The sequence below is a fragment of the Pseudomonas sp. GW821-FHT01E10 genome (genome assembly GCF_059422365.1).
The window spans coordinates 792,936-812,216 of record NZ_JBWKWT010000001.1 but is presented as its reverse complement, the minus strand read 5'-3'; the positions used below and the strand labels follow the sequence as shown (position 1 = coordinate 812,216).

Here is a 19,281-nt window from a genome sequence, read left to right as displayed (position 1 = left end):
CCCGCAAGGGGTTCAAGGTGTGACGATCAACGGCGACGGAACAGCGGCAGCGGTTCGTCGGTGGCGGCCTGATAGGTCACCGAGAAGTCCTTGAGGCCTTCAAGGGCTTCGTAGGGGTCTTTATCGGCGCGAATGGCAAACGCATCGAAACCGCAGCGGTGCATGTAGAACAACTGGTCGCGCAGCACATCGCCAATTGCCCGCAGTTCGCCTTTGAAACCATAGCGGTCACGCAGCAGACGGGCGTTGGAGTAATTGCGACCATCGGTGAAGGCCGGGAAGTTCAGGGCGATGACCTGGAAGTTCGCCACGTCATCACCGATTTCTTCAGCTTCTTCATCGGCATCCAGCCATACACCCAGGCCGCCATCGCGGGCCATGAGCATGCGGCTGTGTTCGCGCCACATGTGCAACGGGACGATCAGGTCGTCGCAGTTGCTGATCTCGTCGATGTTGAAATCTTTCGGCAGCAAGTGCCAGGTTTCGTCGACGACTTCGTTGTTCTTAATTATTCGCTGCATAGACGCGCTCCTTGAAGAGGTCGATGCCGATACGCTGATAAGTGTCGATGAAGCGTTCGTCTTCGGTACGTTGTTCGATGTACACGTCGATCAGCTTCTCGATCACATCAGGCATGGCTTCCTGGGCGAAGGACGGGCCGAGGATCTTGCCCAGGCTCGCATCGCGGCTGGCGCTGCCACCCAGGGACACCTGATAGAACTCTTCGCCTTTCTTGTCCACTCCGAGAATACCGATGTGGCCGACGTGGTGGTGACCACAGGCGTTCATGCAGCCGGAGATGTTCAGGTCCAGCTCGCCAATGTCGAACAGGTAGTCCAGGTCGTCGAAACGGCGCTGGATCGATTCGGCGATCGGGATCGACTTGGCGTTGGCCAGGGAACAGAAGTCGCCGCCAGGGCAGCAGATGATGTCTGTCAGCAAGCCGATGTTCGGCGTGGCGAAACCTTGCTCGCGCAACTCGCCCCACATGGCGAACAACTGGCTCTGCTCGACATCGGCCAGAATGATGTTCTGCTCGTGGGAGGTGCGCAGCTGACCGAAGCTGTAACGGTCGGCGAGGTCGGCAACGGCATCGAGCTGCTTGTCGGTGATGTCGCCCGGTGCAACGCCGGTCGGTTTCAGGGACAGCGTCACGGCGACGTAACCCGGCTTTTTGTGGGCCAGGGTGTTGCGGGCACGCCAGCGGGCGAAGCCCGGGTGTTGCTTGTCGAGGTCGGCCAGTTCGGCCGTCTGATTGTCCAGAGCCTTGTAGTCCGGATCGACAAAGTGCTTGGCCACGCGATGTACTTCGGCCTCGGTCAGCGTGGTCTGGCCACCGCGAAGGTGTTCCATTTCCGCATCGACTTTCTGCGCGAACACTTCAGGCGTCAGGGCCTTGACCAGAATCTTGATCCGCGCCTTGTACTTGTTGTCGCGACGGCCGTAGCGGTTGTAGACCCGCAGAATGGCGTCGAGGTAGCTCAACAGGTCCTGCCACGGCAGGAATTCGTTGATGAACGCGCCCACCACCGGAGTACGGCCCAGGCCGCCACCGACCAGCACACGGAAGCCCAGTTCGCCCGCGGCGTTGTGCACCGGCTCGAGGCCGATGTCATGGACTTCGATGGCCGCACGGTCGGACGTCGAACCGTTGATGGCAATTTTGAATTTACGCGGCAGGTAAGCGAATTCCGGGTGGAACGTGGTCCACTGACGGACGATTTCGCACCATGGCCGCGGGTCGATCAACTCGTCGGCGGCGACACCGGCGAACTGGTCGGTGGTGACGTTGCGCAGGCAGTTGCCGCTGGTCTGGATCGCGTGCATCTGCACGGTCGCCAGCTCAGCCAGGATGTCCGGGATGTCTTCCACGGCCGGCCAGTTGAACTGCACGTTCTGCCGGGTACTGATGTGGGCGTAGCCCTTGTCATAGTCGCGGGCAATCTTGGCCATCATTCGCGTCTGGCGCGAAGTGAGTTGGCCGTAAGGCACTGCCACCCGCAGCATCGGGGCAAAGCGCTGGATATAAAGGCCATTTTGCAGGCGCAGGGGGCGGAATTCTTCTTCGCTCAGCTCGCCTGCCAGATAGCGTCGGGTCTGATCACGGAACTGCTTGACGCGGTCCTCGATGATCCGCTGATCGTACTCGTCGTATACGTACATATAAGTCCTGTTCTCAGGCTTGGGCCGGTCGGATACAGCTGCGTTTTCGCAAGCTTTCATCCGATTCTGCCTCGGCAATTCTGCGCGCACGGCCGCGCACTCCCAACGGAGCCGACGCAAGATACCAGTTTGCAGTTATGCGCAAAAGTGATGTTTGAGTATATGCAAAGAACCAAAACGACTAATGAAAGTCGTTGTGATAAAACCCTCATTTGTCGTGCGGGCAATCATCGTCTTAACTGTGCTCGAGTCTTTATGCAATCACCGATAAAACCGACAAGAGGCGATGCAATGAGCAACCCAACCAAAGCAAGGAAAAGCGATAGCACGGTCGATGCCTGGGCGATTCTGTTCCTGATCATCCTGGTCGTGGGTACGGCGGTATTCTGGGTCAGCCATCAATAAACGACCCCGTCCGGGCCCGGCGCCGACGATTGTCGGACAAAAAGCCGGAATATGCGCCGTTTCCAGGGACTTCGCTGGCTATAATGCGCGGCGGATTTTCGGGGGCTCGGACGATCAATGTTGAAGTTCTTCTATGGTGTAGTGCTGGCGCTTGGCGTGGTCCTGGGGCCGTGTGCCCAGGCGGCGTCCGTATTGTTCCTCAATCCCGGGACCAGCCAAGAGACGTTCTGGGTCAGTTACTCGCAGTTCATGCAGACCGCGGCCAAGAACCTGGGCATGGATTTGCAAATCCAGTATGCCGAGCGAAACGCCGAGACCACACTCAAACAGGCCCGCGAAGCGCTGCAAGGGCCGAGTCGGCCGGACTATCTGGTGTTCTCCAACGAACTGTATGTCGCCCCCGAAATCCTGCGCCTGGCTCAAGGCAGCGGTGTGAAGCTGTTTTTGGTCAACAACGGCCTGACCGCCGACCAGATGCGTCTGCTCGGCGCCCAGCCGGACAAGTATCCCGACTGGCTGGGTAGCCTGGTGCCCAACAATGAGGAGGGCGGCTACCTGATGCTCAAGGAACTGATTCGCCTGCATGGCCCGGTAGCACCCGGTGAGGTCATTGAACTGGTGGCCTTTTCCGGCCTGAAAATCACGCCGGCCGCGCAAGAGCGTGAGCAGGGCATGATGCGGGCATTGGCCGAACACCCCGAAGTGCGGTTGCGCCAGTTGGTGTACGGCGGCTGGACCCGCGAGCGCGCCTATGAACAGGCCAGGTTATTGTTCAAGCGTTACCCGCAAACATCGCTGGTCTGGTCGGCCAACGATGAAATGGCGTTCGGTGCCATGCAGGCATACGCCGAAACGGGAGGCCAGCCGGGCAAGGGTGTGCTGTTCAGTGCCATCAACAATTCACCGGCCGCGTTGCAGGCGCTGTTGGAAGGGCGGCTAAGCGTGTTGTTGGGCGGGCACTTCACTCTGGGCGGCTGGGCTCTTGTGCAGTTGCATGACTACGATCAGGGGGTGGATGTCAGCCAGTACGGCGGGCGCGACCGACAGATCCCCTTATTGCAGTTGATCGACCACGCGCAAGCCCGGCGACTGCTGGGCTTGAGCGCCACTCAGGATTACGACGTGGATTTTCAAAAGCTCTCGGCCAAGGGGCGGCCGACGTCGTACCGCTACCCGTTCAGCCTGCAAACCCTGATGCATTGAGCCGGCTCAGATTCCGGCCAGATGCAACACCAGTTTGACGATGCCGAACAGCGTCAGGGCGAACACCACCGTGAATAGAATCCCCAGAATCACAAAATGACTGGGCTTGCCATGGGTGAAGTCCCGGGCCCGGTTTTTCCCGCTCTGCACCCCGAACGCCGCCGCCATGACGCTGTGCAGCATCTGCCAGAAGGTCGGCGGCTTGTTGTGATTATTGTTGTCGACTGGATCGTCCATAAATCCCCCGTCACGAATGTGTATGAGGCAAGCATAGACAACAGACTCGAACTCTGTGGGAGCCGTTGTGGCGAGGGGGCTTGCTCCCGTTGGGTCGCGAAGCGGCCCCAAAAAATGGGACTGCTACGCAGTCCAACGGGAGCAAGCTCCCTCGCCACAAAGGCTCGCTCCCACAGGGGAAGGGGTTAGTTGTCGTAACCCAGGTTAGGCGCCAGCCAGCGCTCGGTCACGCTCAACTCCTGGCCTTTGCGCGAGGTGTAGCTCTGCACCTGATCCTTGTCGATCTTGCCCACGGCGAAATACTGCGCCTGTGGGTGAGCGAAGTACCAGCCGCTGACCGCCGCCGCCGGGAACATCGCGTAGTGCTCGGTGAGGAATACGCCGCTGCGGCCGGCCTTGAGCTCTTCCGCTTCCGGGTCCAGCAGCTTGAACAGCGTGGCTTTCTCGGTGTGATCCGGGCACGCCGGGTAGCCCGGAGCAGGGCGGATGCCGGTGTATTGCTCTTTGATCAGCGCCTCGTTGTCCAGCGTCTCGTCCTTGGCGTAGCCCCAGTAGTCTTTACGCACTTGCTGGTGCAGCCACTCGGCGCACGCCTCGGCCAGACGGTCGGCCAACGCCTTGACCATGATCGAGTTGTAGTCGTCGCCCGCTTCCTGATAGGCCTTGGCCACTTCTTCGGCGCCAATCCCGGCGGTGGTGATGAAACCACCCACGTAGTCGGTCACGCCGCTGTCCTTCGGCGCGACGAAGTCGGCCAGGGAGAAGTTCGGCTTACCGTCGGTCTTGATGATCTGCTGGCGCAAGTGATGCAGCTTGGCCAATGGCTTGCCGTCGTCGCCATAGACTTCGATGTCATCGTCGCGCACCTGGTTGGCCGGCCAGAAACCGAATACCGCACGGGCGCTGATCAGCTTCTCGTCGATCAACTTGGCAAGCATTTCTTGGGCATCGGCGTACAGCGCGGTGGCGGCTTCACCGACCACTTCATCCTGCAGGATGCGCGGGAACTTGCCGGCCAGGTCCCAGGAGATGAAGAACGGTGTCCAGTCGATGTATTCGGCCAAAACCTTCAGGTCGATGTTGTCCAGTACCTTGGCGCCGGTGAACGTCGGTTTGACCGGCTCATAATTGGCCCAGTCGAACTGCGGTTTCTTGGCGATGGCTGCCGGGTAGCTCAGGCGCTCGGTGCGGGCGCTGCGGTTGGCGGTGCGCTCGCGAACGTCGATGTATTCCAGGCGGGTCTTCTCGACGAAACCGGCTTTCAGTTCCTTGGACAGCAACTGCGTCGCCACGCCCACGGCGCGGGAGGCGTCGGTGACGTAGATCACCGCGTCGTTGCTGTACTTGGGCTCGATCTTCACCGCCGTGTGCGCCTTGGAGGTGGTCGCGCCACCGATCATCAGCGGCAGATAGAAGTCCTGACGCTGCATTTCGCGGGCCACGTGAACCATTTCGTCCAGCGAAGGCGTGATCAGGCCGGACAGACCGATGATGTCGCATTTCTCGTCTTTGGCGACCTGCAGGATCTTCTCCGCCGGCACCATCACGCCGAGGTCAACGATGTCGTAGCCGTTACAGCCCAGCACCACGCCGACAATGTTCTTGCCGATGTCGTGCACGTCGCCCTTGACCGTGGCCATGAGGATCTTGCCCTTGGCTTCCGGCTTGTCGCCTTTTTCCAGTTCGATGAACGGGATCAGGTGGGCCACGGCCTGCTTCATCACGCGGGCGGACTTCACCACTTGCGGCAGGAACATTTTGCCGGCGCCGAACAGGTCGCCGACGATGTTCATGCCGGCCATCAACGGGCCTTCGATGACTTCGATCGGGCGCGCGAACGACAACCGCGATTCTTCAGTATCTTCAACAATGTGCGTGGTGATGCCCTTGACCAGCGCATGCTCCAGACGCTTGTTGACGTCCCAGTTGCGCCACTCTTCGGTCTCGGCTTCCTTGACGCTGCCGTCGCCCTTGTACTTGTCGGCGATGGCGAGGAGGGCGTCGGTGCCTTCCGGAGTACGGTTGAGGATCACGTCTTCAACGGCGTCGCGCAGCTCCACCGGGATCTGGTCGTAGATCTCCAGTTGGCCGGCGTTGACGATGCCCATGGTCAGGCCGTTGCGGATTGCATACAGCAGGAACACCGAGTGAATCGCCTCGCGCACCGGGTTGTTGCCACGGAACGAGAACGACACGTTGGACACACCGCCGGAGCTCAGGGCGTAGGGCAGTTCGTCGCGGATGTAGGCACAGGCGTTGATGAAGTCCACAGCGTAGTTGTTGTGTTCTTCGATACCGGTGGCCACGGCGAAGATGTTCGGGTCGAAGATGATGTCTTCCGGCGGGAAGCCGACTTCGTTGACCAGAATGTCGTAGGAGCGTTTGCAGATTTCTTTCTTGCGCGCTTCGGTGTCGGCCTGGCCGGCTTCATCGAAGGCCATCACCACCACCGCGGCGCCGTAGCGTTTGCACAGTTTGGCGTGATGAATGAACTGCTCGACACCTTCCTTCATGCTGATGGAGTTGACGATGCCCTTGCCCTGGATGCACTTGAGGCCGGCTTCGATCACTTCCCACTTGGAGGAGTCGATCATGATCGGTACGCGGGAGATGTCCGGTTCGCCGGCAATCAGATTGAGGAAGGTCACCATGGCCTTCTTCGAATCGAGCATCCCTTCGTCCATGTTGATGTCGATCACCTGGGCGCCGGCTTCGACCTGCTGCAGGGCGACTTCCAGGGCCTCGGTGTAGTTGTCTTCACGGATCAGGCGGGCGAACTTGGCGGAACCGGTGATGTTGGTCCGCTCGCCGACGTTGACGAACAAAGAGCTGCGATCGATGGTGAACGGTTCCAGGCCCGACAAGCGGCAAGCCTTGGGGATGTCCGGAATTTCACGCGGGGCGTAACCGGCGACCGCTTTGGCGATGGCTTCGATGTGCCCCGGCGTGGTGCCGCAGCAGCCGCCGACGATGTTGAGGAAGCCACTTTGGGCGAACTCTTCGATGACCTTGGCGGTTTGGGCCGGCAGTTCGTCGTACTCGCCGAATTCGTTCGGCAGGCCGGCGTTCGGGTGCGCCGACACGTGGGTGCTGGCCTTGTTCGACAGCTCTTCCAGGTATGGGCGCAATTCACGGGCGCCGAGGGCGCAGTTCAGGCCGACGGAGATCGGCTTGGCGTGGGCCACGGAGTTCCAGAACGCTTCGGTGGTCTGGCCGGAGAGGGTGCGGCCAGAGGCATCGGTGATGGTGCCGGAAATCATGATCGGCAGCTCGACGCCCAGCTCTTCGTAAACCCCTTGCACGGCGAAGATCGCCGCTTTGGCGTTGAGGGTGTCGAAAATGGTTTCGATCAGGATCAGGTCGGCGCCGCCTTCGATCAGGCCTTTGGTGGCCTCGGTGTAGTTCTCCACCAGTTCATCGAAGGTCACGTTGCGGTAGCCGGGGTTGTTCACGTCGGGCGACAGCGAGCAGGTACGACTTGTAGGGCCGAGCACGCCGGCGACGAAACGCGGCTTGTCCGGGGTTTCCAGGGTCTTGGCGTCCGCCACCTTGCGCGCCAGGCGTGCGCCTTCTACGTTGAGTTCGTACGCCAGGCCTTGCATGCCGTAGTCGGCCTGGGACACCTGGGTGGCGTTGAAGGTGTTGGTTTCCAGAATGTCGGCGCCGGCATCCAGGTAGGCTTTTTCAATAGAGCCGATCACATCCGGGCGGGTCAGCACCAACAGGTCGTTGTTACCTTTGACATCGCTCGGCCAGTCGGCGAAGCGTTTGCCACGGTAATCCTGTTCCTCGAGCTTGTAGCTCTGGATCATTGTCCCCATGCCGCCGTCGAGAATCAGGATGCGCTCTTTGAGGGCGTGCTTGAGAGCTTGAAGGCGAACGCTGCGATCGGACATTTGGACTACTCGGTAAGGCCATGACGAAGGGCCGGGATAATAACAAACCTGTGTGCTTTTGGAGCATATGCCGGTTTTGCATGAATATCGTTCATGTTGGTGCGCGGGTCGGACCGGTAGAATCGCGGCGTTTTCTCATGATCAGGACCAGGGATATGTCGTATCGCGTCGTCACCAGCCTATTGATGCTGTTTTTAAGCGGGGGCGCCGCTGCGCAAGGTCCGGACATTTCCTACGTTCGCGACATTCAACCGATCTTCACCGAAAAGTGCGTGGCCTGCCATGCCTGCTACGACTCCGCCTGTCAGCTCAACCTGGGCAGTGGCGAAGGGGCGTCCCGAGGTGCGACGAAGGCGCCGGTCTATGACGGCGAACGGAGCAAGGCCGCCGCGCCGACCCGGTTGTTTTATGATGCCTTCGGCAAACGTGCCTGGCAGCAAAAGGGCTTCTATTCAGTGCTCGACGCCCAAGGCAGCCAGGCGGCACTGATGGCGCGGATGCTTGAACTAGGCCATAGAACGCCGTTACAACCCAACGCCAAATTGCCGGAAGAGATCGTCCTGGGCCTGAACCGGGAAACGCTGTGCGCCATGCCGGCGGAGTTCGACGGTTACGCCAGCTCTCATCCGAAGGAGGGCATGCCGCTAGCGGTCACCGGTCTTACCGATCAGCAATACCAGACGCTGCAGCGCTGGCTGGCTTCCGGCGCGCCGATCGATCAGCAGGGCCTGGTGCCCAGCGCCAGGGAAGCCTTGGAAGTGGTGCAGTGGGAAAACCTGCTGAATGCGCCGGGCGCCCGGGAGAGCCTGGTCGGGCGCTGGCTGTTCGAGCACTGGTTCTTGGCCCATATCTATTTCAAGGACGGCGAACCGGGGCATTTCTTTCAGTGGGTACGTTCGCGCACGCCGACGGGGCAGCCCATCGACCTGATCAACACCCGCCGTCCGAATGATGATCCGGGCACTCAGGTCTATTACCGTCTGTGGCCGGTGCAAGGCGTGATCGTGCACAAGACCCACATCACCTACCCGCTGAGCGCGGCGAAGATGGCGCGGATCAAGAGCCTGTTTTACAACGGTAACTGGCAGGTCAACGCGTTACCGGGCTATGGGCCGGAGCGGCGGGCCAATCCGTTTGCCACGTTCGAAGCGATCCCGGCCCAGGCGCGTTACCAGTTCATGCTCGATAACGCCGAATACTTCGTGCGTACCTTTATTCGCGGCCCGGTCTGCCGGGGCCAGATCGCCACCGACGTGATTCGCGACAACTTCTGGGCACTGTTCCAGGCCCCGGAACATGACCTTTACATCACCGACCCGAAATATCGCGGCAAGGCTACGCCGTTGCTGGCGATGCCGGGGCAGAACGATGACGTCGGCAGTGTCCTGAGCCTGTGGCACGACTACCGCAACAAACGCAACGAATATGAGGCCCTGCGCCGGGACAGCTATGCCGACTTGCCAGCGCCGAGCTGGTCGACCCTGTGGGCCGGTAATGACAATGCGTTGCTGAGTATCTTCCGGCATTTCGACAGCGCCTCGGTGACCAAGGGCCTGATCGGCGATGTGCCGCAGACGATGTGGCTGTTCGATTACCCGTTGCTGGAACGCACGTATTACCAGTTGGCGGTCAACTTCGATGTGTTCGGTAACGTGTCCCATCAGGCCCAGACCCGGCTGTACTTCGACCTGATCCGCAACGGCGCCGAGCAGAACTTCCTGCGCCTGATGCCGGCCAGCTCACGGGACGGCTATCTCGACGATTGGTACCAGAACAGCGGCAAGTTCAAGATGTGGCTGGATTACGAGGACATCGACAACGACAAGCCGACGGCGCTGACGCTGGACGAAAACGACCCGAAACGCGATTTCGCCTTGCAGCTGCTGTCCCGTTACGGCGAACTTAATGCCAGGCCCGATCCGATCAACCGCTGCGACGGCGCTTACTGCTCGCGGCCGAACATTGATCCGGCGTTGCAGAACGCCGAGCAAGCCTTGAGCCGCCTGACGTCGCGCCCGGCCGCCGGTTTGAAAGTCATCGATCAGTTGCCGGAGGCCACGATGTTGCGCATCGAGACCTCAAGCGGCAAGCGTGAGGTCTACAGCCTGCTGCGTAACCGCGCCCACAGCAACGTGGCGTTCCTGCTCGGGGAGTCGCTGCGTTATCAGCCGGGGCTCGACACGTTGACGATCTATCCGGGTGTTCTGAGCAGCTACCCGAACTTCATGTTCAACATTCCGGCCGGGCAGGTGCCGGCGTTTGTCGACGAGATGGAAAATGCCAAAGACGCCGCGAGTTTCGAAAAAATCGTCGAACGCTGGGGCATTCGTCGCAGTCATCCGCAATTCTGGCAGTATTTCCATGATCTGAGCCGGTACATCCACGACACCGACCCAGTGGAAGAGGGCGTGCTGGACATGAATCGCTACGAGAATCTCTGAAATGCCTGCAACCCGGTGTGGGAGCCACAGTTCCCGACAAAAATACTAGGACTTTGTGCGGCGCGTCGATTGGCGTAAACTGCGTCCAAGCCTGCGAGGAGTTTCCATGACCGCTATTACCATTACCGACGCCGCCCATGATTACCTGGCCGATCTGCTCTCCAAGCAGAACACCCCGGGTATCGGCATCCGCGTCTTTATCACCCAGCCTGGCACCCAGTACGCCGAAACCTGCATTGCCTACTGCAAGCCGGGCGAAGAAAAACCTGAAGATACAGCGCTGGGGCTCAAAAGCTTCACCGCCTATATCGACTCGTTCAGCGAAGCGTTTCTGGACGATGCGGTAGTCGACTACGCCACCGACCGCATGGGCGGCCAACTGACCATCAAGGCGCCAAACGCCAAAGTCCCGATGGTCAACGCCGACAGCCCGGTCAACGAGCGCATCAACTACTACCTGCAAACCGAGATCAACCCGGGGCTGGCCAGCCACGGCGGTCAGGTCAGCCTGATCGATGTGGTCGAAGACGGCATCGCCGTGCTGAAGTTCGGCGGCGGTTGCCAGGGCTGCGGCCAGGCAGACGTCACCCTGAAGGAAGGCATCGAGCGCACCTTGCTCGAGCGTATTCCCGAGCTCAAGGGTGTACGTGACGTGACGGACCACACGCAGAAAGAAAACGCCTACTACTAAGGTGTTCGCTGCGACATAAAAAAACGGTGCCCGTGAGCACCGTTTTTTTATGGATGATCGATAACCTGTGGCGAGGGAGCTTGCTCCCGCTCGACTGCGAAGCAGTCGCAATCCAGCCGATGCATTTTCCAGTGATGAATGCGTTGGCTGATTTTGGGACCGCTGCGCGGTCCAGCGGGAGCAAGCTCCCTCGCCACAAGTGCTTCAGGGTCTGTATAGGTGCGCATGCCCCGCGCGATACAGCGACGATTCACTGAAGTGATCGCTGCCCAGCACTCGACCCACCAGAATCAGCGCCGTTCGGCGAAAACCCTTGGCTTGTACCTTCTGCGCAATGTCCGCAAGCGTTCCCACCACCCAATCCTGATCCGGCCAGGTCGCCCGGTGAATCACCGCGATCGGGCAGTCGGCGCCGTAGTGCGGCAGCAATTGGGCAAGGATCTTCTCCAGATGATTGACCCCCAGGTGGATCGCCATGGTCGCCCCGTGTTGCGCCAGGCTGCCCAGTTCTTCGCCAGCGGGCATGGCGGTCTTGTCGGCGTAACGGGTCAGAATCACGCTCTGTGACACGTCCGGCAGGGTCAGTTCGGCCCCCAAAAGGGCCGCGCAGGCGGCGGTGGCGGTGACGCCGGGAATGATTTCGAAAGGGATGTCGAGTTCACGCAAGTAGCGAATCTGCTCGCCGATCGCGCCGTACAGACTCGGGTCGCCGGAATGCACCCGGGCCACGTCCTGGCCGTTGGCGTGGGCGGTCTTGATCAGCTCGACGATCTGTTCCAGATGCAGTTCGGCGCTGTTGACCACCTGTTCGGCCCGGTGGCCTTCCAACACGGCAGCGGGGACCAGGGAGCCGGCATAGATGATGACCGGGCAGCTACGAATCAGCCGCTGGCCTTTGACGGTGATCAGTTCCGGGTCGCCGGGGCCGGCGCCAATGAAGTAGACGGTCATCGTCGTTTCCTGTCAGAAATAGGGCCTGGGCATGCTTCAGATGAAGAATGCTCATGATCGAAGGCGAGGATTATCGGGGATTTTACGCGGCGCTGGCCAATGCCAGGGTGGCCTGGGCGTATTTTTGTCGTGGAATCAGCAACTTTGCCGGTGCCTGGGCCAATTGTTCGGCCAGGGCCAACGCAGCGCTTTCCGCCACGCCGTAGCAACCGGTGCGTTCAAACGCGATGTCCGAGTGGTGGCTCAGTTGTGCTTGATAGGTCGCCAATTGTTCGCTGCTGAAGTACATCAGCGGCAATGCCAGCTGTTCGGCCAGTTCGATCAGGCCAGGTTCATCGCGCTTGAGGTCGATGCTGGCCAGGGCCTTGATCTCACGAAGCTCGATTTGATGGGCCTGTAGCGCCTGATCGAGCAGCGCCCGCAGCGTGCTGACGGGGCAGCCGCGCTGGCAGCCCAGGCCGACCACCAGGGTCGGCACTGTGCCGTTTTCAGTCATGCGCTGTAATGGCCATCGCTTTTGCGGCGGAACAACCAGGCGCTGATCAGGCCCAGGGCCAGCCAGAACGCCACGTTGGTCAACTGCGAAGCGATTTTGAATTGCGCTTCCAGGGCTTCCGGCGCCAGCATCGAATGGACTTCCGGTTGTGGTGCGCCAATCACATGCGGCACGGCCAGGATCGCCACGCCGAGAACTTTCATCAGCCAGTGACGGCTGAACACGATCAACGCGATGCCGACGGCCGTGGACGCGGCAGTGCCGATCCACCAGATTTGCCGTTGCGCCAGATCTGCCGCGGCAGTGCCCGGCAGCTCAGGCGGCAGGCCGAGAGTCGGAGCCAGCACGAACGTCGCATAACCGGCCAGGCCCCAGAGCAGGCCCTGAGAGGTTTTGGTCGGTGCGCGCAGGGTGTAAAGACCGGCGAGCATCAGGGCGAAACCGACGGCTACCACCAGGTTGCCGCCGGTAGTAGACAGCACGCGCTGCCAGCCGTCTTCCGGTTCCCAGGCTTCGGCATCGTGGGTATGAGCGACTGCGCCCGCGGCGTGCTCGTGGATTTCAACAGCAGCCGGCTCGGATTTTTCGTAGGTCTCGGCCTGCAAAATCAGCGGGGAGACCCAGAAGCTTTGCAGCAGGGTCAATAGCAGGGCGGCCAGCAGCCCGGTGAAACCTGCGGTTTGCGCAATACGCTTGATCATCTCAGCAGGTCTCAATGGCACGGAAAGGCGGAGCTGTGACGGGTATCGTGCGCGGCGTTGTGCACCGCTTCGATGTGCGAGAAACCGGCGAAATACACAAGGCTGGCGCCAAGGATCGACGCACACACGGCGGCGGTCAGGCGTTGAGTCAGGGTCGTGGTGGTGCTGGCGATGCTCTTGTCGGTGTTGCTGGCGGTGCTGCTGATGATCGTCATGGCGCTTCCCTCTGGTCTGTCAGCGGGTGAATAGAGCGCATGAAAATCTCCGCACGCCAAGGGCTCGCAGAGATTTCGAACAGCGCCCGCCCACCGCGGGTTTGTTATTCAGTGAACGTAAAAGTCACTTTGTGTTGCGGGCCGGTCTCCGGGCTCGCGAGGGGCTGGGCTTGCGCCTGGACCTGCAAGCATCACCTTCCCATGCCATATGACCGGCACAGTGGATCTGACGCTTCACTCGCTTACCGTTGCGGGGGCAGCACCGGACTGACATGGCTTTAGAGTAAAGCACATGATTCACCGGTTTCCCGTTTCACCCTGTGAAGGGCACCCGTAACAAGGCGTGTAGGAGAGCATGGGCGAGGGCGGGGAGTCAATTGGCAGGGGTTCTCACTAACACCCAATATCTGTGGCGAGGGGGCTTGGTCCCGCTCGAGCGCATAGCGGTCGCATCGGATTCATGCGGTCTGTCTGTAAGATTTGCAGTGCATGGTTTCACGACTGCTTCGCAGCCGAACGGGAGCAAGCTCCCTCGCCACAGGCAAGCCCCCTCGCCACAGGTGATCGCATTCGCCGACAAGACATTGACCCGCCCCCACACGATGCGTAGCCTTGCGCTTTCGAGGTTCTTCGGCGTCTGTCGAAGCTAAGAAGGGAACGCGGTCGATGCCGCGGCTGCCCCCGCAACTGTGAACGGTGATGTTCGCTGCCACGCCACTGCAAACCCTGTGCAACGGGTTCGCGGGAAGGCGCAGCGAATGCCGGGCCAACGCCCGGCGCACCGTCAGCCAGGAGACCTGCCTCGACACAGATTCTCACTTTCAACCGGGCGGGGTGATCCGGTGGCGAACTCTTCAGGCACGCGTGCCCGCGTTGCCGGTTGTCGTCCCGTATGCCCGCCACCTTGCCAAAGGGCATCCGATGAAAACACTGGCCAAACTCCCCGTCACCATCGTTACCGGCTTCCTCGGTTCGGGCAAAACCACCTTGCTGCGGCACATGCTCGACAACGCCCAGGGCCGTCGCATCGCGGTGATCGTCAACGAGTTCGGCGAGCTGGGAATCGACGGCGAGATCCTCAAGCAGTGCTCAATCGGCTGCACCGAAGAAGAGGCCAGCGGCCGCGTCTACGAGTTGGCCAACGGCTGCCTGTGCTGCACCGTTCAGGAGGAATTCTTCCCGGTGATGCGCGAGTTGGTTGCTCGCCGCGGCGACCTCGACCACATCCTCATCGAAACCTCGGGCCTGGCCCTGCCAAAGCCTTTGGTTCAAGCCTTCCAGTGGCCGGAAATCCGCAGCGCCTGCACCGTTGACGCGGTGATCACCGTGGTCGACAGCCCAGCCGTGGCCGCCGGCACCTTCGCGGCGTTCCCGGATCAAGTGGACGCCCAGCGCAAACTCGACCCGAACCTGGACCACGAATCACCGCTGCACGAGCTGTTCGCCGACCAACTGGCCAGCGCCGACCTGGTAATCCTCAACAAAGCCGACCTGATCAGCGCCGCAGACCTGGCCCGCGTGCGCCTGGAAGTCGCCGAAGAGCTGCCACCGGCGGTGAAAGTCATCGAAGCCAGCAGCGGTCGCTTGCCACTGGACGTGCTGATCGGCCTCGGTGCCGGTTCCGAAGAACACATCGACAGCCGTCACAGCCATCACGATCATCACCATGAAGGTGAAGACGACCACGATCACGACCATGACGCGTTCGACTCCATCTCGATCGAGCTGCCACAAGCCGACGAAAGCCTGCTGATGGACGCGCTGACGCAACTGGTGGTGCAGCACGGTATTCTGCGGGTCAAGGGTTTCGCGGCGGTGCCGAACAAGCCGATGCGCCTGCTGATTCAGGGCGTGGGCACGCGTTTCGACAAGCACTTTGACCGTCAGTGGGGCGCCGAGGAAGCGCGCACCACCCGTCTGGTGTTGATCGGTCAGGCGCTGGACGCCGTTCAACTCGAAGCGCAATTGCGCGCTGCGCTCAGCGTTTAACCCATGCACCTGCTCAGGACCCAGCCCGGCGGTTTCGTGTCGGATGACAACATTGCCGACCTTGGACAAACCCCCGCCGAGCTGGTGATCCTGTGCAGCGGCGATTCCAGTCTGGCGTTGCTCGCCGAGGCGGCGCAGCAGCTGCCCGACGATTACCCGAGCCTGCGCCTGGCCAACCCGATGCAGGTGCAGAATCACGCCTCGGTCGATCTTTATGTCGACGAAGTGCTGCGCCACGCCAAGGTGATTCTGATCTCGCTGCACGGCGGCATCGCCTATTGGCGTTACGGCATCGAGCGTCTGGTGGAGTTGTCCCAGCGCGGTGTGCAGTTGATTCTGGTGCCGGGTGACGATCGCCCGGACCCGGAACTCAGCGATCTGAGCACCGTGGCCCCCGAAGACCGCGACCGGCTCTGGCACTTCCTGCGTCAGGGCGGCATGGCCAATGCGCTCGACCTGTTTCGCTGCCTTGCCAGTCGTTGGCTGGGTCGTGATTATCCATGGTCCGAGCCGCAAACCCTGCCACGCACCGCGATCTACCACCCGCAAAAAAGCCCCGCGCACCTTCAGGATTGGCAAGCCGATTGGCAGGCCGATCAGCCGGTGGCGGCGGTGCTGTTTTACCGCTCGCACTTGCAGGCGGCGAACACCGGTTTCATCGATATTTTCTGCCAGCGTTTGCAGGCGGCAGGGCTCAACCCGTTGCCGATTGCGCTGGCCAGTCTGAAAGAGCCAGGCTGCCTGGCGGTGGTCGAGGACTGGCTGGATGAAGTTGAGGCGGGGGTGATTCTGAACACCACCGGTTTCGCCCAGTCCAGCCCTGAAGCGCCGCATCTGCGGCCGTTTCGTCGCAACATCCCGGTGATTCAGGCGATCTGCGCCCAGGACAACGAGCCCGGTTGGCGTGCCAGCGAGCAAGGCCTCGGTCCCCGTGACTTGGCGATGCACATCGCGCTGCCGGAGCTGGACGGGCGAATCATCAGTCGGCCGATCAGCTTCAAGGATCTGGCGTGGCGCAGCGAGCGCAGTCAGTCCGACGTGGTTTGCTATCGACCACAACCGGAACGCATGGATTTTGTCGCTGAACTGGCGCGGCGCTGGATCGATCTGGCGCGGCTGCCCAACAGCGAAAAACGCATCGCCCTGATCCTCGCCAACTACCCGACTCGCGATGGACGCATCGGTAATGGCGTCGGTCTCGACACCCCGGCCGCGGCGCTGAACATCCTGCGTGCCCTGTACGCCGAAGGTTATCCGTTGCCGGCCGAGTTGCCGGACAGCGGCACCGCGCTGATCCAGCAACTGCTTGGTGGTGTCAGCAATGATCTGGACACTATCGATCAACGTCCGTGCCAGCAAAGCCTGGCGCTGGATGATTACTTTTTGATGTTCAACGCACTGCCCGAAGCCAATCGCGAGGCGGTGCTGCAACGTTGGGGCACGCCCGAAAGCGATCCGATGTTCCGTGGCGGGCGAGTGATGATTGCCGGGTTGCGCTTCGGCCTGACCTTCGTCGGCATTCAACCGGCGCGGGGTTATCAGGTTGACCCGAGCGCGGTCTATCACGACCCGGACCTGGTGCCGCCCCACGGCTATCTGGCGTTCTACTTCTGGTTGCGCAACACCTACGGAGCCCACGGCGTGATCCATGTCGGCAAGCACGGTAACCTCGAATGGCTGCCGGGCAAGGGCGTCGGGTTATCTGAAAACTGCTGGCCCGACGCGCTGCTCGGACCGCTGCCGAACATCTATCCGTTCATCGTCAACGACCCGGGCGAGGGTGCCCAGGCCAAGCGCCGTACGCAAGCGGTGATCATCGATCACCTGATGCCACCGCTGACCCGCGCCGAAACCTACGGCCCGCTGCGCAACCTTGAGTTGTTGGCTGACGAATATTACGAAGCGCAGTTGCTCGATCCGCGCCGCGCCCGGGAACTGCAACGCGACATTCTGCAACTGGTGCGCGACACGCACATTGATCGCGAACTGCAGCTGGACGAGAAGCTCGACAGCGATGCCGACGCGGCGATCTGGTTGCCGCGCCTGGACACTTACCTGTGTGACTTGAAGGAATCGCAGATCCGCGATGGCCTGCACGTGTTTGGCGAGTCGCCGACCGGGCGATTGCGCATCGACACTTTATTGGCTTTGCTGCGCATTCCTCGCGGTGACGGTCGTGGCGCGCAATCGAGCGTGCTGCGGGCGCTGGCCAAGGCGTTCGAATTGGGCTTCGATCCACTGGATTGCGTGTTGGCTGATCCTTGGAACGGTCCTCGGCCGGATGCCTTGCAGGCGGTCAGTGATGAGCTGTGGCGCACGGCGGGGGATACCCGTGAGCGTCTGGAACTGTTCGCCGCGCAGTTGATCGAGCAAGCCTTGAGCGCTGAAATTGCTCCGTTGAACCAGCCAGGCTGGTCCGACGTGAGCGCGATCATCGACAGTTTGCGCGAGGTCGTCGCCCCGCGCCTGGACGCCTGCGGCCCGGCGGAAATGCGCGGCCTGCTGGACGCCCTCAGCGGGCGATTCGTCCCGGCCGGGCCGAGTGGTGCGCCCAGCCGTGGACGGCTGGACGTGTTGCCCACCGGGCGCAATTTCTATTCGGTGGACGTGCGCAACCTGCCGACCACCACGGCGTGGCGCATCGGTTTTCAATCCGCGAACCTGATTCTTGAGCGGCACTTGCAGGATCACGGCGATCACTTGCGTCAGCTCGGCCTGTCGGTCTGGGGCACCGCGACCATGCGCACCGGCGGCGATGACATTGCCCAGGCCATGGCCTTGATGGGTGTGCGGCCGGTGTGGGCGACGGGCAGTCAGCGGGTCGACGACTTCGAGATTCTGCCGTTGAGCCTGCTGGACCGGCCGCGGGTGGACGTGACCTTGCGCGTCTCCGGATTCTTCCGCGATGCCTTTGCCAACCTGATCCGGCTGTTCGACGCCGCCGTGCAAGCGGTCGCCGCGCTGGATGAACCGGACGATCTCAACCCGTTGGCAGCCAAGGTTCGTGCCGAGCGCGAAGCGCTGCTGACGTCCGGTCTGGATGAAGAAGCGGCCAGGCGACAGGCCGGCTGGCGGATCTTCGGGGCCAAACCGGGTGCTTACGGTGCCGGCGTGCAAGGTGCCATCGACGGTCGTTTGTGGCAGAGCCGCGAAGACCTGGCCGAGGTTTACCTGAACTGGGGCGGCTACGCTTACGGCGGCTCCGATGAAGGCACCGCCGCACGCGAGCAGTTCGCCCAGCGTCTGAGCCAGGTGCAGGCCGTGCTGCAAAATCAGGACAACCGCGAGCACGACTTGCTCGATTCCAACGACTATTACCAGTTCCAGGGCGGCATGCTGGCGGCCGTCGAAAGCCTCGGCGGCGCAGCGGCGGCGAGTTATCACGGCGACCACAGTCAGCCGGACTTGCCGAAGATCCGCACATTGAAGGAAGAGCTGAACCGGGTGATCCGTTCCCGGGCGGCCAATCCGAAATGGATCGACGGGATCAAGCGTCATGGCTATAAAGGCGCGTTCGAACTGGCGGCGACGGTCGATAACCTGTTTGCGTTCGACGCCACCACGCAGTTGATCGACGATCACCAGTATGCGTTGCTGGCGGACGCCTATTTGCTTGATCCGGCGACCCGGGAGTTTGTTCGCGAACACAATCCCCACGCCTTGCGCGACATGACCGAGCGCCTGCTCGAAGCGCAGCAACGGGGGATGTGGCAGGAGCCGGGTGAATACCGCGAGGCGCTGGAGAATTTGTTGCTGGACATAGAAGAAGACAGTTAGCCGGTGAGCAAAGGAAATTTGTGGCGAGGGAGCTTGCTCCCGTTGGGCTGCGCAGCAGCCCCAAAACAAAAAACCAGGCTCTGTCAGGCACACCGCATTTTCAGGTTTTACGACTG

13 protein-coding genes and 2 riboswitches are annotated in these 19,281 nt (G+C 61.3%); of the genes, 5 read left to right on the top strand and 8 right to left on the bottom strand.

The annotated features are described in order from the left end of the window. Positions 1 to 26: 26 nt before the first annotated feature. A complete protein-coding gene (locus AC07V0_RS03630; RefSeq protein WP_018927639.1) occupies positions 27 to 521 on the bottom strand; it encodes a DUF934 domain-containing protein in 495 nt (164 codons plus the stop codon). Then, entirely contained in the window at positions 505 to 2,163 is a 1,659-nt protein-coding gene (locus AC07V0_RS03625; RefSeq protein WP_018927640.1) for a nitrite/sulfite reductase, read from the bottom strand. Before AC07V0_RS03625 ends, AC07V0_RS03630 begins: the two co-directional genes overlap by 17 nt. Before the next feature lie 522 nt (positions 2,164 to 2,685). Between AC07V0_RS03625 and AC07V0_RS03620 the strand changes: the two genes are divergently transcribed. Continuing rightward, complete coding sequence (locus tag AC07V0_RS03620) at positions 2,686 to 3,771, top strand: ABC transporter substrate-binding protein (protein ID WP_457327492.1); 1,086 nt, start codon at positions 2,686 to 2,688, stop codon at positions 3,769 to 3,771. A gap of 6 nt (positions 3,772 to 3,777) precedes the next feature. On the opposite strand, the gene AC07V0_RS03615 is transcribed toward AC07V0_RS03620, so the two are convergent. Both AC07V0_RS03615 and metH read right to left on the bottom strand, forming a co-directional pair. Beyond that, positions 3,778 to 4,008, bottom strand: a complete 231-nt coding sequence (locus AC07V0_RS03615; protein WP_018927642.1) for a DUF2970 domain-containing protein — start codon at positions 4,006 to 4,008, stop codon at positions 3,778 to 3,780. A gap of 185 nt (positions 4,009 to 4,193) precedes the next feature. Continuing rightward, a complete protein-coding gene (metH, locus tag AC07V0_RS03610; protein ID WP_018927643.1) occupies positions 4,194 to 7,904 on the bottom strand; it encodes a methionine synthase in 3,711 nt (1,236 codons plus the stop codon). A gap of 155 nt (positions 7,905 to 8,059) precedes the next feature. On the opposite strand from metH, the gene AC07V0_RS03605 reads away from it, so the two are divergent. Beyond that, on the top strand, positions 8,060 to 10,345 hold the full coding sequence (locus tag AC07V0_RS03605; RefSeq protein WP_018927644.1) for a fatty acid cis/trans isomerase: 2,286 nt from the start codon (positions 8,060 to 8,062) through the stop codon (positions 10,343 to 10,345). A gap of 106 nt (positions 10,346 to 10,451) precedes the next feature. Next, entirely contained in the window at positions 10,452 to 11,036 is a 585-nt protein-coding gene (gene nfuA / locus AC07V0_RS03600; RefSeq protein ID WP_007946504.1) for a Fe-S biogenesis protein NfuA, read from the top strand. Positions 11,037 to 11,240: 204 nt separating this feature from the next. Here the strand turns inward: nfuA and cobM are convergent, their stop codons facing one another. The 4 genes from cobM to AC07V0_RS03580 form a co-directional block, all read right to left on the bottom strand. Then, positions 11,241 to 11,987, bottom strand: a complete 747-nt coding sequence (gene cobM / locus AC07V0_RS03595; RefSeq protein ID WP_064617085.1) for a precorrin-4 C(11)-methyltransferase — start codon at positions 11,985 to 11,987, stop codon at positions 11,241 to 11,243. A gap of 82 nt (positions 11,988 to 12,069) precedes the next feature. After that, a complete protein-coding gene (locus AC07V0_RS03590) occupies positions 12,070 to 12,483 on the bottom strand; it encodes a cobalamin biosynthesis protein (protein WP_064617086.1) in 414 nt (137 codons plus the stop codon). Then, positions 12,480 to 13,184 (bottom strand): CbtA family protein, encoded by a 705-nt coding sequence (locus AC07V0_RS03585; RefSeq protein WP_111454625.1) that lies wholly within the window; start codon positions 13,182 to 13,184, stop codon positions 12,480 to 12,482. Before AC07V0_RS03585 ends, AC07V0_RS03590 begins: the two co-directional genes overlap by 4 nt. Before the next feature lie 11 nt (positions 13,185 to 13,195). Then, positions 13,196 to 13,399 (bottom strand): CbtB domain-containing protein, encoded by a 204-nt coding sequence (locus AC07V0_RS03580; RefSeq protein WP_018927647.1) that lies wholly within the window; start codon positions 13,397 to 13,399, stop codon positions 13,196 to 13,198. Positions 13,400 to 13,521: 122 nt separating this feature from the next. Next, a riboswitch (cobalamin riboswitch) is annotated at positions 13,522 to 13,749 on the bottom strand. 256 nt (positions 13,750 to 14,005) lie between these two features. Next, positions 14,006 to 14,218: riboswitch (cobalamin riboswitch) on the top strand. Positions 14,219 to 14,320: 102 nt separating this feature from the next. On the opposite strand from AC07V0_RS03580, the gene cobW reads away from it, so the two are divergent. Next, positions 14,321 to 15,388, top strand: coding sequence for a cobalamin biosynthesis protein CobW (gene cobW / locus AC07V0_RS03575; RefSeq protein ID WP_026286539.1), 1,068 nt, complete (start codon positions 14,321 to 14,323; stop codon positions 15,386 to 15,388). A gap of 3 nt (positions 15,389 to 15,391) precedes the next feature. After that, positions 15,392 to 19,165 (top strand): cobaltochelatase subunit CobN, encoded by a 3,774-nt coding sequence (gene cobN, locus AC07V0_RS03570; protein WP_457327011.1) that lies wholly within the window; start codon positions 15,392 to 15,394, stop codon positions 19,163 to 19,165. Positions 19,166 to 19,281: the final 116 nt, after the last annotated feature.